Genomic DNA, 14,838 nt, shown 5'->3' with positions numbered 1-14,838 from the left:
AGAGATCACCATGACCCAGCCCAGCTATACCCAAGGCCAACAAGACAAACCGCTGCTCAGCCAGTGCATCGGCGACGCCTTCGACAGCACCGTGGCCCGCTTCCCTGAGCGCGAGGCGCTGGTGGTGCGTCATCAAGGCCTGCGCTACACCTGGCGCCAATTGGCCGCAGCGGTCGATCAACACGCCCGCGCGCTGATTGCCTTGGGCGTGCAAGTGGGCGATCGGTTGGGCATCTGGGCGCCTAATTGCGCCGAATGGTGTATCACCCAGTTCGCCAGTGCCAAGGTTGGCGCGATCCTGGTCAACATCAACCCGGCCTATCGCAGCAGCGAGCTGGACTACGCCCTGAGCCAATCGGGCTGTCGCTGGGTGATCTGCGCCGATGCGTTCAAGACCTCTGATTATCACGCCATGCTGCTCAGCCTGGTCCCGGGCCTGGGCAAAGGCCTGCCCGGTGAACTGAGCTGCGAACGCCTGCCCGAACTGCGGGGTGTGGTCAGCCTGGCCGCCCATCCGCCGGGCGGGTTTCTCGCCTGGCCTGATCTGCAGGCCAAGGCTGTCGACACCAGCCCTGAGACCCTGGCCGCGCGCCAAGCGCAACTGCGCCCCAGCGACCCGATCAACATCCAGTACACCTCAGGTACTACCGGCTTCCCTAAAGGCGCCACGCTCAGCCATCACAACATCCTCAACAACGGGTACATGGTGGGTGAGAGCCTGGGCTTGACCGAGCACGACCGCATGGTCGTGCCGGTGCCGCTGTACCACTGCTTTGGCATGGTCATGGCCAACCTCGGTTGCATGACCCACGCCAGCACCCTGATCTACCCCAGTGATGCCTTCGACCCCCTGGCCACTTTGCGTGCTGTGGCCGAGGAGAAAGCCACAGCGCTGTATGGCGTGCCGACCATGTTCATCGCCGAGCTGGATCACCCACAGCGTAGCGAGTTCGACTTGTCCAGCTTGCGGACCGGGATCATGGCTGGCGCTACCTGCCCGATCGAGTTGATGCGCCGGGTGATCGACGAAATGCACATGGCCCAGGTGCAGATTGCCTATGGCATGACCGAGACCAGCCCGGTGTCGTTGCAAACGGGCGCCGATGATGACCTGGAGCGCCGCGTGACCAGCGTGGGGCGCACTCAGCCGCAGCTGGAGAGCAAGATCATCGATGCCCAGGGCAATACCGTTGCGTGTGGGGAAATTGGCGAGCTGTGTACCCGTGGCTATAGCGTGATGCTGGGGTACTGGAACAACCCCAAGGCCACTGCCGAGAGCATCGATGGCGATGGCTGGATGCACACTGGCGATCTGGCGGTGATGGATGAGGCTGGCTACGTGCGGATCGTCGGGCGAAGCAAGGACATGATCATTCGCGGCGGCGAGAACATCTATCCGCGGGAGCTGGAGGAGTTTTTCTTCACTCATCCGGCGGTGGCTGATGTGCAGGTGATTGGTATTCCTTGTAGCCGCTATGGCGAGGAGATTGTCGCCTGGGTGCGTTTGCATCCTGGGCATTCGGTGGGTGAGGACGCGCTGCGGGAGTGGGCTAGGGCGCGGATTGCGCATTTCAAGGTGCCGCGGTATTTCCGCTTTGTGGATGAGTTTCCGATGACGGTGACGGGGAAGGTGCAGAAGTTCAGGATGCGTGAGATTAGTATCGAGGGGTTGGTTGGGGGTAAGTCTGGGTAAATGGGAGCTTGGGAGCTTGGGCATTTGGGCTGGGGCTTATCCATTTAATGGGGTGACTTTACTGGCCCCTTCCGCCTTTACGGCGGCTTACTTTTCTCTTGGGAAAAGTAAGCAAAACCGCTCGCTCCTACATACGGCCCTACGCTGCGCTTCGGGTCCCTTCGCGCCGGCGCCTTCCGGGCCCGCGCGGCCTACGATTTGCTGCGCAAATCTACATCTCGCGCCTTCGGCTGCGCCGAAGGATGCTGGCGCACCTGGCCCTCCAGGCACCTCTGCTCAGCCTCCTGAAGTCGCGAATCTGCGGCGCCTGCAATTATGCGCACGAAGATCAAGAGCAGGCGAATCGCTGCGCTCTCGCCAAAGCCAAAGCTTGAATTGTTCTTTTGTGTTGTTTGTTCCGGCCTCATCGCGGGGCAAGCCCGCTCCCACGTGACTCGTGGGAGCGGGCTTGCCCCGCGATGGCGTCCGACTATCCACCACACCTGTCACTATCGACAGATAACGCCAGCTCAGGCGCCGCCATCACCCATGGATAAACCCAATCTGCCTGCACAAAACGGATAACACTCTGCACGAAGCGGATATTGCGTAACACCCCCGCCACATAACCTGACCTGGCCTGAAACAATAACAATTGGAGACCCTGGCCATGTCCCTGGGATTCGACTACCTCAATGCCATGCTCGAGGACGACCGGGAATCGGGCGTCTACCGCTGCAAGCGGGAGATGTTCACCGACCCGCGCCTATTTGACCTGGAGATGAAACACATCTTCGAAGGCAACTGGATCTACCTGGCCCACGAAAGCCAGATCCCCGAAAAAAATGACTTCCTGTCCCTGACCATGGGCCGTCAGCCGATCTTCATTGCACGCAACAAGGACGGCGAACTCAATGCCTTCCTCAACGCCTGCAGCCACCGTGGCGCCATGCTCTGCCGGCACAAGCGCGGCAACCGGTCCAGCTACACCTGCCCATTCCATGGCTGGACCTTCAACAACAGCGGCAAACTGCTCAAGGTCAAAGACCCAAGCAACGCCGGCTACCCCGACAGCTTCAACTGCGACGGCTCCCACGACCTGACCAAGGTCGCGCGCTTCGAGTCCTATCGTGGCTTCTTGTTCGGCAGCCTCAATGCCGAGGTCAAGCCGCTGGTCGAGCACCTGGGCGAGTCGGCCAAGATCATCGACATGATCGTCGACCAGTCGCCAGAAGGTCTGGAAGTGCTGCGCGGCTCCAGCTCCTACATCTACGAGGGCAACTGGAAGCTCACCGCCGAGAACGGCGCCGATGGCTACCACGTCAGCTCCGTGCACTGGAACTATGCCGCCACCCAGAGCCAGCGCAAACAACGCGAAAGCGGTGACGAGATCAAGACCATGAGCGCCGGCGCCTGGGCCAAGCAGGGCGGGGGCTTCTACTCGTTCGACCACGGCCATCTGCTGCTCTGGACCCGCTGGGCCAACCCTGAAGATCGCCCGGCCTATGAGCGCCGCGAGCAACTGGCGGCGGACTTCGGCCAGGCCCGCGCCGACTGGATGATCGAGAATTCGCGCAACCTGTGCCTGTACCCCAACGTCTATCTGATGGACCAGTTCAGCTCGCAGATCCGCATCGCCCGGCCGATTTCGGTGAACAAGACCGAGATCACCATCTACTGCATCGCCCCCAAGGGCGAGAGCCGCGAGGCCCGGGCCAAGCGTATCCGCCAGTACGAAGACTTCTTCAACGTCAGTGGCATGGCCACCCCGGATGACCTGGAAGAGTTCCGCTCGTGCCAGACCGGCTACGGCGGCGGCACCGGCTGGAACGACATGTCCCGCGGTGCCATGCACTGGGTCGAGGGCGCCGACGAGGCGGCTCAGGAAATCCAGCTGCAACCGCTGCTGTCGGGGGTGCGCACCGAGGATGAAGGGCTGTTCGTGCTGCAGCACAAGTACTGGCAAGAAACCATGCTCAAGGCCCTTGAGCAGGAACCACAGCTGATTCCCGTGGAGGCCGTGCGATGAGCGATCTCTATGACAGCGTGCGCGATTTTCTCTACCGCGAGGCGCGCTACCTGGATGATGCCCAGTGGGATCAGTGGCTGGAGCTGTACGCCGCCGACGCGACCTTCTGGATGCCATCCTGGGACGACAACGACCAGCTCACCGAGGATCCGCAGAGCGAGATCTCGCTGATCTGGTACGGCAATCGCGGTGGCCTGGAAGACCGCGTGTTCCGTATCAAGACCGAGCGCTCCAGCGCCACCGTGCCGGACACACGCACCTCCCACAACATCAGCAATATCGAGATCGTCGAACGCAGCGAAGAGCAGTGCCTGGTGCGCTTCAACTGGCACACCTTGAGTTTTCGCTACAAGACCACCGACAGCTACTTTGGCAGCAGCTTCTACACCCTCGATCTGCGCGGCGAGCAGCCGCAGATTCTGGCCAAGAAAGTGGTGCTGAAGAACGACTACGTTCGCCAGGTCATCGACATCTACCACATCTGACTTCAGGTCTTGGCGAGTGCCGTTCGGGGCGCCCTCTGGCGCGCCGCGGCCAGGCTCGCCTGCGAGGTGCACCATGAGCTTCCAGATCGCACTGAATTTCGAAGACGGGGTTACCCGTTTCATCCAGGCCGATGGCCAGGAAACCGTTGCCGATGCCGCCTACCGCCAAGGCATCAACATCCCGCTGGACTGCCGCGACGGCGCCTGCGGCACCTGTAAGTGTCAAGCTGAGTCCGGCCGCTATGACCTGGGTGACAACTTCATCGAGGATGCCTTGAGCGAGGAAGAAATCGCCCAGGGTTACGTGCTCACCTGCCAGATGCGCGCCGAGTCCGATTGCGTCGTGCGCATCCCGGCTTCCTCGCAGCTGTGCAAGACCGAGCAGGCCAGTTTCGAGGCGGCCATCAGCGATGTGCGGCAGTTGTCCGAAAGCACCATCGCCTTGTCGATCAAGGGCGAGTCGCTGAGCAGCCTGGCGTTTCTGCCGGGGCAATACGTCAATCTGAAGGTGCCGGGTAGCGAGCAGAGCCGCGCCTATTCATTCAGCTCATTGCCCAAGGATGGCGAGGTCAGCTTCCTGATTCGCAACGTGCCGGGCGGGCTGATGAGCAGTTTTCTCACCAGCCTTGCCAAGACCGGCGACAGCATGACCCTGGCCGGCCCGTTGGGCAGCTTTTACCTGCGCGCGATCCACCGGCCACTGTTGCTGCTGGCCGGCGGCACGGGCCTGGCGCCGTTCACGGCGATGCTGGAGAAGATCGCCGAGGCCGGCAGCGAGCACCCGCTGCACCTGATCTACGGCGTGACCAACGACTTCGACCTGGTCGAGTTGGACCGCTTGCAGGCGTTTGCTGCGCGCATCCCCAACTTCACCTTCAGCGCCTGTGTGGCCAACCCGGACAGCCAGTATCCACACAAGGGCTACGTGACCCAGCACATCGAACCGGGCCACCTCAACCGAGGTGATGTGGACGTGTACCTGTGCGGCCCACCGCCGATGGTCGAGGCGGTCAGCCAGTACATCCGCGAGCAGGGCATTACCCCGGCCAACTTCTACTACGAGAAGTTCGCAGCAGCAGCCTGAACCTTTGTTGGGGCCGCCCGCATCGTGCGGGTGCTGGCGGCCTCTTTTTTATTACCTGAAGCACACAGTGGGTGATGGCGTGGCAGCGGGCTTGCCCGGCGATAGCGAACGGACATGCGCCGGCGATGGCCTGGCAGATCCAATCGCCGGGCAAGCCCGCTGCCGCGACCGCACCAACAAGGAGGCAACGATGAACGCTAGATTCCAAGGCAAGGTCGCCCTGGTCACCGGCGCCGCCCAAGGCATCGGCCGTGGCGTGTGCTGGCGGCTCAAGGCCGAGGGCGCGCAGGTCATTGCAGTGGACCGTTCGGAATGGGTCCATGAGTTGGCCGGGGAGGGCATGCTGACCCTCACCGCCGACCTTGAACAACACAGCGAGTGCGCCCGGGTCATGGCCCAGGCGGTCGAGACCTTCGGCCGCCTCGACATCCTGGTCAACAACGTCGGCGGCACCATTTGGGCCAAGCCGTTCGAACACTATGAGGTCGAGCAGATCGAGGCCGAGGTCCGCCGCTCGCTGTTCCCCACCCTGTGGTGCTGCCACGCCGCGCTGCCGTACATGCTCGAACGCAACAGCGGCGCCATCGTCAACGTGTCATCGATTGCCACCCGGGGAGTCAATCGCGTGCCGTATGGCGCGGCCAAGGGTGGCGTCAACGCCCTCACCGCATGCCTGGCCTTCGAGACCGCAGGCCGGGGCATCCGGGTCAACGCCACCGCGCCCGGCGGCACCGAGGCCCCGCCGCGCCGGGTGCCGCGCAATGACGCCGAGCAGAGCGAGCAAGACAAGACCTGGTACCAGCAGATCGTCACCCAGACCCTCGACAGCAGCCTGATGAAACGCTACGGCAGCATCGATGAGCAGGTCAGCGCGATCCTCTTCCTCGCCTCCGATGAAGCCTCCTATATCACCGGCGTAACCCTGCCGGTGGGGGGCGGCGATCTCGGCTGATTGCCTGCCCGGCAAGGTTCACCTCACACAACAAAAACAACAGAGACAGATGCCATGCGAACTATTGACGTCCACCCGATCATCGATAATGCCCGCTTCACGCCGTTTCACTGGATGGTCATGGCCTGGTGCGGCCTGCTGCTGATCTTCGACGGCTATGACCTGTTCATCTACGGCGTGGTACTGCCGGTGATCATGAAGGAGTGGGGCCTGACGCCCCTGCAAGCCGGTGCGCTGGGCAGCTATGCGCTGTTCGGCATGATGTTCGGCGCCTTGGTCTTCGGCAGCCTGGCCGACCGCATCGGACGCAAGAAGGGCATCGCCATCTGTTTCGCCTTGTTTTCCGGCGCGACCATTGTCAATGGTTTTGCCAGCAGCCCAAGCGAGTTCGGCATCTACCGCTTTATCGCCGGGCTTGGCTGCGGCGGCTTGATGCCCAATGCCGTGGCGCTGATGAATGAATACGCGCCCAAACGCCTGCGCAGCACCCTGGTGGCGATCATGTTCAGCGGCTATTCGCTGGGCGGCATGCTCTCGGCCGGGGTAGGGATCTTCTTGCTGCCGCGGTTTGGCTGGGAGTCGATGTTCTTCGCCGCTGCGCTGCCCTTGCTGCTGTTGCCGCTGATTCTCTACTACCTGCCCGAGTCGATTGGTTTTCTGGTTCGTCAGGGCCGCACCGAAGAGGCGCGCACGCTGCTCAAACGCCTGGACCCAGAGTGTGAGGTGCAGGCAGATGATCAATTGCAGGCCAACGATCGCAAAGGCAAGGGCGCCTCGGTGCTGGAGCTGTTTCGCGACGGCCTGGCGGTACGCACCCTGGCCCTGTGGCTGGCGTTCTTCTGCTGCTTGCTGATGGTCTATGCGCTCAGCTCCTGGTTGCCGAAATTGATGGCCAACGCCGGCTACAGCCTGGGTTCGAGCCTGTCGTTCCTGCTGGCGTTGAACTTTGGCGGCATGGCTGGGGCGATTCTCGGCGGCTGGCTGGGCGATCGTTACAACCTGGTCAAGGTCAAGGTCGCGTTCTTCATCGCGGCGGCCGTGTCGATCAGCCTGCTAGGGGTCAACAGCCCGATGCCGGTGCTGTACCTGCTGATCTTCATCGCCGGCGCCACCACCATCGGCACGCAAATTCTGCTGTATGCCGGCGCTGCGCAATTGTACGGCCTGTCGGTGCGTTCCACCGGCCTTGGCTGGGCCTCGGGCATTGGCCGCAATGGCGCCATCGTCGGCCCGCTGCTGGGCGGTGCGCTGATGGGCATCAACCTGCCGCTGCAACTTAATTTCATCGCCTTTGCCATCCCCGGCGCGATTGCCGCGCTGGCCATGGCCGTGCACCTGGCCAGCAGCCGGCGCCACGGCCTGGCCACGGCGGCCCAGGCGTGACCCTGTGACTTTAGCCAACTGGAGGCCTTGCATGACAAGCCCGACTATCGAACGGCTGGAGGCGATTATCGTCGACCTGCCGACCATCCGCCCGCACAAGCTGGCCATGCACACCATGCAGCAGCAGACCCTGGTGGTGCTGCGCCTGCGTTGCAGCGACGGCGTCGAGGGCATCGGCGAGGCCACCACCATTGGCGGCCTGGCCTACGGCTACGAAAGCCCGGAAGGGATCAAGGCCAACATCGATGCGCACCTGGCGCCAGCGTTGATCGGCCTGGCGGCGGACAACATCAATGCTGCGATGCTCAAGCTGGACAAGTTGGCCAAGGGCAACACCTTCGCCAAGTGCGGGATCGAAAGCGCACTGCTCGATGCCCAGGGCAAGCGCCTGGGCCTGGCCGTCAGTGAGCTGCTCGGCGGCCGCGTGCGCGACAGCCTGGAAGTGGCCTGGACCTTGGCCAGCGGTGATACCAGCCGTGACATCGCTGAGGCTGAGCACATGCTGGACATTCGCCGGCATCGCCTGTTCAAGCTGAAGATCGGCGCCAACCCGCTGGAGCAGGACCTCAAGCACGTGGTGGCGATCAAGCGCGAGCTGGGCGAGCGCGCCAGCGTACGCGTCGACGTCAATCAGTATTGGGACGAGTCGCAAGCCATCCGCGCCTGCCAGGTGCTGGGCGACAACGGCATCGACCTGATCGAACAGCCGATCTCGCGCATCAACCGTGGCGGGCAGATCCGCCTGAACCAACGCAGCCCGGCGCCGATCATGGCCGATGAGTCGATCGAAAGCGTCGAGGATGCCTTCAGCCTCGCCGCCGACGGCGCCGCCAGCATCTTCGCCCTGAAGATCGCCAAGAACGGCGGCCCCCGTGCCGTGCTGCGCACCGCGCAGATCGCCGAGGCGGCCGGCATCGCCCTGTACGGCGGAACCATGCTCGAAGGTGCCATCGGCACCCTGGCCTCGGCCCACGCCTTCCTCACCCTGCGCCAGCTGACCTGGGGCACCGAGCTGTTCGGCCCGCTGCTGCTGACCGAGGACATCGTCACCGAGCCGCCGCGCTACCACGACTTCCAGCTGCACGTGCCACGCAGCCCGGGCCTGGGCCTGAACCTGGATGAAGCGCGCCTGACGCGCTTCGCCCGCCGCTGAACCTGACTTGATCGAAGGAGAACTGCCCATGCTGTTCCACGTGAAGATGACCGTGAAACTGCCGCCCGATATGGCCCCGGCCAAAGCCGCCCAGCTCAAGGCCGACGAGAAGGAGCTGGCCCAGCGCCTGCAACGCGACGGCACCTGGCGCCACCTGTGGCGCATCGCCGGGCATTACGCCAACTACAGCGTGTTCGATGTGCCCAGTGTCGAGGCGTTGCACGACACGCTGATGCAGCTGCCGCTGTTCCCCTACATGGACATCGAGGTCAACGGCCTGTGTCGCCACCCCTCGTCGGTGCATGCCGACGACCGCTGATTTCCACCGACTCGCACAAGAACAACAGAGGTACGCAATCATGACCGTGAAGATTTCCCACACTGCTGACATCCAGAAGTTCTTCGAGCAGGCTGCCGGTTTTACCAATGACCAAGGCAGCCCGCGCCTCAAGCGCATCATCCAGCGCGTGCTGCACGACAGCGCCAAGCTGATCGAGGACCTGCAGATCAGCGAAGACGAGTTCTGGCAGGCCGTCGACTACCTCAATCGGCTGGGCGGGCGCGGTGAAGCCGGGCTGCTGGTGGCGGGGCTGGGCCTGGAGCACTTCCTCGACCTGCTGCAAGACGCCAAGGACGCCGAGGCTGGCCTCACCGGCGGCACTCCACGGACCATTGAAGGCCCGTTGTATGTGGCCGGTGCGCCGCTTGCCGAAGGCCAGGTGCGCATGGATGACGGCAGCGAGGAGGGCGTGGCCACGGTGATGTTCCTCGAAGGCCAGGTGCTCGACCCCAACGGCCAGCCGCTGGCCGGGGCTACGGTTGACCTGTGGCATGCCAATACCCGTGGCACCTATTCGTTCTTCGATCAGAGCCAGTCCGAGTACAACCTGCGCCGACGCATCGTCACGGACGCTGAAGGGCGCTACCGCGCGCGTTCCATCGTGCCCTCCGGCTATGGTTGCGATCCGCAGGGGCCGACCCAGGAGTGCCTGGATCTGCTGGGGCGGCACGGCCAGCGTCCGGCGCATGTGCACTTCTTCATCTCGGCGCCTGGCCACCGGCACCTGACCACCCAGATCAACCTGGCCGGGGACAAGTACCTGTGGGACGACTTCGCCTATGCCACCCGTGATGGGCTGGTCGGTGAGGTCGAGTTCCGCGAGGACGGCGCACGGGGTGTGGCCGGGCGCTATGCCGAGCTCAAGTTCGACTTCCAGCTGCAAAAGGCCCCGGACAGTGACGCCGAACAGCGCAGTGGCCGGCCGCGGGCGTTGCAGCAGGCCTAAGGGGCAATCGCGGGGCAAGCCCGCTCCCACGCCGGCCTGCTTGCAGCCAAGCCCGTTTGCGTGGGAGCAGATTGGCGTGGGAGCGGGCTTGCCCCGCGATCAAGGGCGTAGCCCTTGCCCCCTCTACAAAAACCAGAGCCGGTCACCCAGGCCGGCCGATGGCTCCCACGCCGATGTGTGGCAGCAGATTGGCGTGGGAGCGGGCTTGCCCCGCGATCAAGGGCGTAGCCCTTGCATCCCTATACAAAAACAAGAGCCAGCCACCAGGCCGGCCCGATGTCTTGCCAGAGGTCACATGAAAGACCTGTTCAAGGATTGCTCACTGTCTGCCATCGTTGCTGGCCTGATCGCGACGATGATCTCCTATGCCGGCCCGCTGGTGATCATCTTCCATGCCGCCGAGGCCGCCGACTTGACCCACGCCCAGTTGTCTTCCTGGGTCTGGGCGGTGTCCATGGGCAGCGCCGTGCTCGGTGCGCTACTCAGCCTGCGCTATCGCGTGCCCGTGGTCATCGCCTGGTCGATCCCAGGCTCGGCACTGCTGGTCACCGCCTTGCCACAGCTTGGCCTGGAGCAGGCCATCGGCGCCTACCTGCTCGCCAACCTGATCCTGCTGCTGATCGGTGTCAGTGGCGCTTTCGACCGGCTGATCGCGCGTCTGCCCGGCTCGATTGCCGCCGGCATGCAGGCCGGTATCCTGTTCAGTTTCGGCATCGAAGTATTCCGCGCCTTGCCGGTACAGCCCGCATTGGTCCTGGCGATGTTCGTCACGTACCTGCTGATGCGCCGGCTGCAACCACGCTACGCCGTGGCCGCTGTGCTGTGCGTCGGCGCCGCGGTCACGCTATTGAGCGGCCAACTGCGCAGTGAAGCGCTGGTGCTCGAGTTGGCCTCGCCGCAATTCATCACGCCGCACTTCAGTTTGTCTGCCCTGTTCAGCCTGGCGGTGCCGATGGTGCTGGTGGCCTTGACCGGGCAGTTCATGCCGGGCATGGCCGTGCTGCGTAACGCCGGCTACCCGACGCCGGCCAGCCCCCTGATCACGGCCAGCGCAGTGGGCGGGCTTGTGCTTGCCCCATTCGCGTGCCACGGGCTCAACCTGGCGGCCGTCCCCGCCAGCCTGTGCACCGGCCGCGAAGCGCACGAAAACCCGCGCCGGCGCTATATCGCGGCGCTTTCGGGCAGCGCCCTGTACCTGCTGCTGGGCATTGCCGGGGCGACCCTGATGTCGTTGTTCGCCGCATTCCCCGCCGCCTTGATCGCCGCTCTGGCCGGGCTTGCCCTGTACGGCGCGATCAGCGAAGCCCTGGCGCGCAGCCTGGCCGAGCCGCAGGAGCGTGATGCTGGGCTGTTTACCTTCTTGGTAACGGCATCCGGGGTGTCGTTCCTCGGTTTGTCGGCGGCGTTCTGGGGGCTGCTGTTCGGCCTTGGCGCCCATGCGCTGCTGGCGATTGGCCGGCCACGACAACCTGGCGCGGCCCTGCGCCGTAGCCCCTGAAAGGAGCCTGTGCACGCACAACCCCGTAATTGCAGCGCTTTACCCATAACAACAAGATCATAGAGAGCTTCGCAATGAACCATACCCCTTGTGTCGCCCTGGGCATCAGCTTGCTCAGCCAACCACTGCTGGCCGCTGAAGGCGGATTTTTCGAAGACGCCAAGGCCAGCCTCAGCGCCCGCAATTACTATTTCAGCCGGGATTTCTCCGATATCGTCGGCGCCAACCCGCAATCCAAGGCCGAGGAATGGGCCCAAGGCTTTATCCTCGACTTCAAATCAGGCTACACCCCAGGCCCGGTAGGTTTTGGGGTGGACGCCTTGGGCTTGCTCGGCATCCGCCTGGACAGCAGCCCCGACCGGGTCAACACCGGCCTGTTGCCGGTGCATGGCGATGGCCGTGCGGCGGGGGAGTACAGCCGCCTGGCACCGACCTTCAAGGCCCGCGTCTCGAAAACCGAGCTGCGTGTCGGTGAATTGCAACCCAACCTGCCAGTGCTGACCTTCAGCGATATCCGCTTGCTGCCGCCGACCTACCAGGGCGTGAGCCTCAACTCTGCCGAACTCGCTGGCCTGACCTTGCAGGCAGGGCATCTGTCGTCCACTCACCTGCGCAACGAAGGCGGTGACGACAAGCTCAATGCCATGCTCGGCCATGTGCCGATGCGTCAGGCCGCCAGCGACGCCTTCAACTACCTGGGCGGCGACTATGCCTTCAATGCCAACCAGACCTCCGCCAGCCTCTGGTATGGCCAGTTGCAGGACATCTACCAGCAGGGCTTCGTCGGCCTCAAGCACAACACGCCCGTGGGCGACTGGCTGCTCAGCGCCAACCTGGGTTACTTCACCGCCCGCGAGGACGGCGACGCCTTGCTCGGCCGGATCGATAACCAGGCGTTTTTCTCGCTGCTGACGGCCAAGCATGGCGGGCATAGTTTCCACGTCGGCTATCAGGGCATCTATGGCGACAGCCCATTCCCACGGGTGTTCGCCAACATCACCCCGCTGGGCAACGAGGTGCCCACCTACGAGTTCGCCTACACCGATGAACGCTCCTACCAACTGCGCTACGACTACAACTTCGCCGCCATGGGCATTCCGGGGTTGACCGCGACCGTGCGCTACATCACCGGTAACAATGTCGATACCGGCCTGGGCTATGAGGGCAAGGACCGCGAACGCGACCTGGACATTGGTTACGCGGTACAAAGCGGCGTGCTCAAGGGCCTGGGGATCCGCGTGCGCAACGCCATGGCGCGGTCCAACTATCGCAGCGATATCGACGAGAATCGGCTGATCCTGGTGTACACCTGGCAGTTGTTCTGAAGTGTTCAACGCTCGGCGTGGACGCCGATTGCATTTGCACTGTCGAACAGGATGCAGGTAGGTTGCCCAAACCACCTACTTGAGATCGTTTCCTTGGACTCAATCACCCAAGCCGTGCTCGGCGCCGCGCTGCAGGGCAGCGTGCTCGGCCGCATCCAGGGCCGGCGCTCGCTGCTTTATGGCGCCGCCCTGGGCACCTTGCCTGACCTGGATGTGATCATCCGCTACGCCGACCCGGTGTCGCAGATGACCTACCACCGGGGCTTTTCCCATTCCGTGTTCGTCCTCACCGGCCTCGCACTACTGCTGGCCTGGCTGGTGAGTTGGCTTGGCCAGCGCTACTGGCCGCAAAAAGGCTATCGCTGGCCACGGTTGTTCCTGGCGTTCTGGCTGGTACTGATCACCCACCCCGTGCTCGACGCCTTCACCGTGTATGGCACCCAGCTGTTCTGGCCGCTGCATTTCACCCCCGAAAGCTGGGCGGCGGTGTTCATCATCGACCCGGTCTACACCTTGCCATTGTTGGCAGTGGTGCTGATCGCCGGGTTCAAGGGCTTGCAGGGCAGGGCAACTACACTGCTCACGGCTACGCTGCTGTTGACTACCGCCTACCTGGGCTTGGGCCTGGCCAGTCGCATGGCCGCAGAGGCGCGCTTTCAGGCCGCACTGGACCAGCAGGGCATCGCCGTAAGCGAGGTGCGTGCAGTGCCTATCGCGTTCAACAGCCTGGTCTGGCGGGTAATGGCCAAGACCGCGGACGGCCATTACTACGAAGGCGTCAGCAGCGCGTTCGATCGCCAGCCCCCGGAAATGCTCCGCCAGTCGCTCAACCTGGAAGCGGCCAAGCCCCTGCAAGGCGCCCCCTTGCACGAGCGCCTGCGCTGGTTCACCGGCGACTGGTTGCGCTATGACGTGGTTGGCGATGCGCTGGTGGTGACCGATTTGCGCATGGGTATCCCGGGCAACTACACCTTCCGCTTCCAGATGGCCCGCCGCGATGGGCACGGGCAGTGGATCGTCGGCACGCCGTCGGCGTGGTCGGGCACGGCGCCCAATTCGATGTTCAATGGGCATGACCTGGCGCTGATCTGGCGACGCATCTTCGATCAGCAGCCACCGCTGCCGCTGGCGGCCTGGACCGCCAAGTACCTGGGCCATGCCGCAGCGCCCGAGCCTGGCCGCTGAGCATGCGCTCGGCCGGGTTGGACCTGGTCAAGTGGCTGGCGATCTTGACCATGGTCGCCGACCACCTGCGTTACCTGTGGCCGCAGGCTGACGGCCTGTTCATCGTTGGCCGGCTGGCGTTTCCGTTGTTTGCACTGGCCTTGGCCATCAACGTTGGGCGCAGCCATCCGCTTGCCTGGCCGAGCGCCACAAGTGCCCGGTATCTGGGTTGGTTGCTGGTGTTCTTGGTAGTTTCCGAGGCGCCGTACCGGTGGCTGGACAACGGCTCGACGACGTTCAACGTGATCCCTACGCTGACCCTAGGCCTGCTGGTCGCCTGGGGCGTACATCACCGCCCATCGGCAGCGCGTTGGCTTGCGGCAGGCGCGGCACTGTTCGCCGCTGTATACAGCGATCAGCTGATGTATGGCCTGCCGGGCGTATTACTGCCGGCTGCGGTCGTCGTTGCCAGAAGCCGTAGGGGCGCAACCTGGCTGCTGCCGTGCGCCCTGGCCGTTGCTGGCAATCTGACCAACAGCTGGTTGCGCGAGCACCCGCTGTTGCCGGTTTCCGTGCTGATCATGAGCGTGGCCGCCTTGTCGATCCCGTCAGGGTATTGGTTGCTGGGCCAGGATTACAGGCGTGTGCCGCGTGTCGGCCGCTGGGGTTATCTGTTCTATCCGCTGCACCTGCTGGCGATCAAACTGTTGCAGGGGGTGCTGTGACCGTTACGCTGACGGGCCTGATCGCGGCGACCGGGTCTTGAATATGTACAACCAATGCCACCCCTACCCAGTACCCAAGTAG

The 14,838-nt window shown here is 63.7% G+C and carries 13 protein-coding genes; all 13 read left to right on the top strand.

Annotated features, from left to right (window positions below; all coding sequences use genetic code 11):
• Window positions 1–10 precede the first annotated feature (10 nt).
• Entirely contained in the window at window positions 11–1,693 is a 1,683-nt protein-coding gene (locus HU737_RS10130; RefSeq protein ID WP_186554374.1) for a fatty acid CoA ligase family protein, read from the top strand.
• Window positions 1,694–2,342: 649 nt separating this feature from the next.
• A complete protein-coding gene (benA, locus tag HU737_RS10125; protein WP_186554375.1) occupies window positions 2,343–3,701 on the top strand; it encodes a benzoate 1,2-dioxygenase large subunit in 1,359 nt (452 codons plus the stop codon).
• Complete coding sequence (benB, locus tag HU737_RS10120; protein ID WP_186554376.1) at window positions 3,698–4,186, top strand: benzoate 1,2-dioxygenase small subunit; 489 nt, start codon at window positions 3,698–3,700, stop codon at window positions 4,184–4,186. The genes benA and benB overlap by 4 nt, the downstream gene beginning before the upstream one ends.
• 73 nt (window positions 4,187–4,259) lie before the next feature.
• On the top strand, window positions 4,260–5,270 hold the full coding sequence (gene benC, locus HU737_RS10115) for a benzoate 1,2-dioxygenase electron transfer component BenC (protein WP_186554377.1): 1,011 nt from the start codon (window positions 4,260–4,262) through the stop codon (window positions 5,268–5,270).
• Between the two features lie 190 nt (window positions 5,271–5,460).
• The gene (locus tag HU737_RS10110) at window positions 5,461–6,222 is read left to right on the top strand and encodes a 1,6-dihydroxycyclohexa-2,4-diene-1-carboxylate dehydrogenase (RefSeq protein WP_186554378.1); all 762 of its coding nucleotides are present in this window, start codon (window positions 5,461–5,463) and stop codon (window positions 6,220–6,222) included.
• A gap of 54 nt (window positions 6,223–6,276) precedes the next feature.
• Complete coding sequence (locus HU737_RS10105; protein WP_186554379.1) at window positions 6,277–7,605, top strand: MFS transporter; 1,329 nt, start codon at window positions 6,277–6,279, stop codon at window positions 7,603–7,605.
• A 31-nt stretch (window positions 7,606–7,636) separates the two neighbouring features.
• A complete protein-coding gene (locus HU737_RS10100) occupies window positions 7,637–8,758 on the top strand; it encodes a muconate cycloisomerase family protein (protein ID WP_186554380.1) in 1,122 nt (373 codons plus the stop codon).
• Between the two features lie 28 nt (window positions 8,759–8,786).
• Window positions 8,787–9,077, top strand: a complete 291-nt coding sequence (gene catC / locus HU737_RS10095; protein ID WP_186554381.1) for a muconolactone Delta-isomerase — start codon at window positions 8,787–8,789, stop codon at window positions 9,075–9,077.
• 40 nt (window positions 9,078–9,117) lie between these two features.
• Window positions 9,118–10,044, top strand: a complete 927-nt coding sequence (catA, locus tag HU737_RS10090) for a catechol 1,2-dioxygenase (protein WP_186554382.1) — start codon at window positions 9,118–9,120, stop codon at window positions 10,042–10,044.
• A 295-nt stretch (window positions 10,045–10,339) separates the two neighbouring features.
• Entirely contained in the window at window positions 10,340–11,542 is a 1,203-nt protein-coding gene (locus HU737_RS10085; protein ID WP_186554383.1) for a benzoate/H(+) symporter BenE family transporter, read from the top strand.
• 74 nt (window positions 11,543–11,616) lie between these two features.
• A complete protein-coding gene (locus HU737_RS10080; RefSeq protein ID WP_186554384.1) occupies window positions 11,617–12,867 on the top strand; it encodes an OprD family porin in 1,251 nt (416 codons plus the stop codon).
• A gap of 93 nt (window positions 12,868–12,960) precedes the next feature.
• Window positions 12,961–14,052 (top strand): metal-dependent hydrolase, encoded by a 1,092-nt coding sequence (locus HU737_RS10075; protein ID WP_186554385.1) that lies wholly within the window; start codon window positions 12,961–12,963, stop codon window positions 14,050–14,052.
• A gap of 2 nt (window positions 14,053–14,054) precedes the next feature.
• Window positions 14,055–14,756, top strand: coding sequence for a TraX family protein (locus HU737_RS10070; protein WP_186554386.1), 702 nt, complete (start codon window positions 14,055–14,057; stop codon window positions 14,754–14,756).
• Window positions 14,757–14,838: the final 82 nt, after the last annotated feature.

The organism is Pseudomonas urmiensis (genome assembly GCF_014268815.2).
Lineage (GTDB): Bacteria > Pseudomonadota > Gammaproteobacteria > Pseudomonadales > Pseudomonadaceae > Aquipseudomonas > Aquipseudomonas urmiensis.
This window is presented reverse-complemented; position numbering and strand designations above follow the sequence as displayed.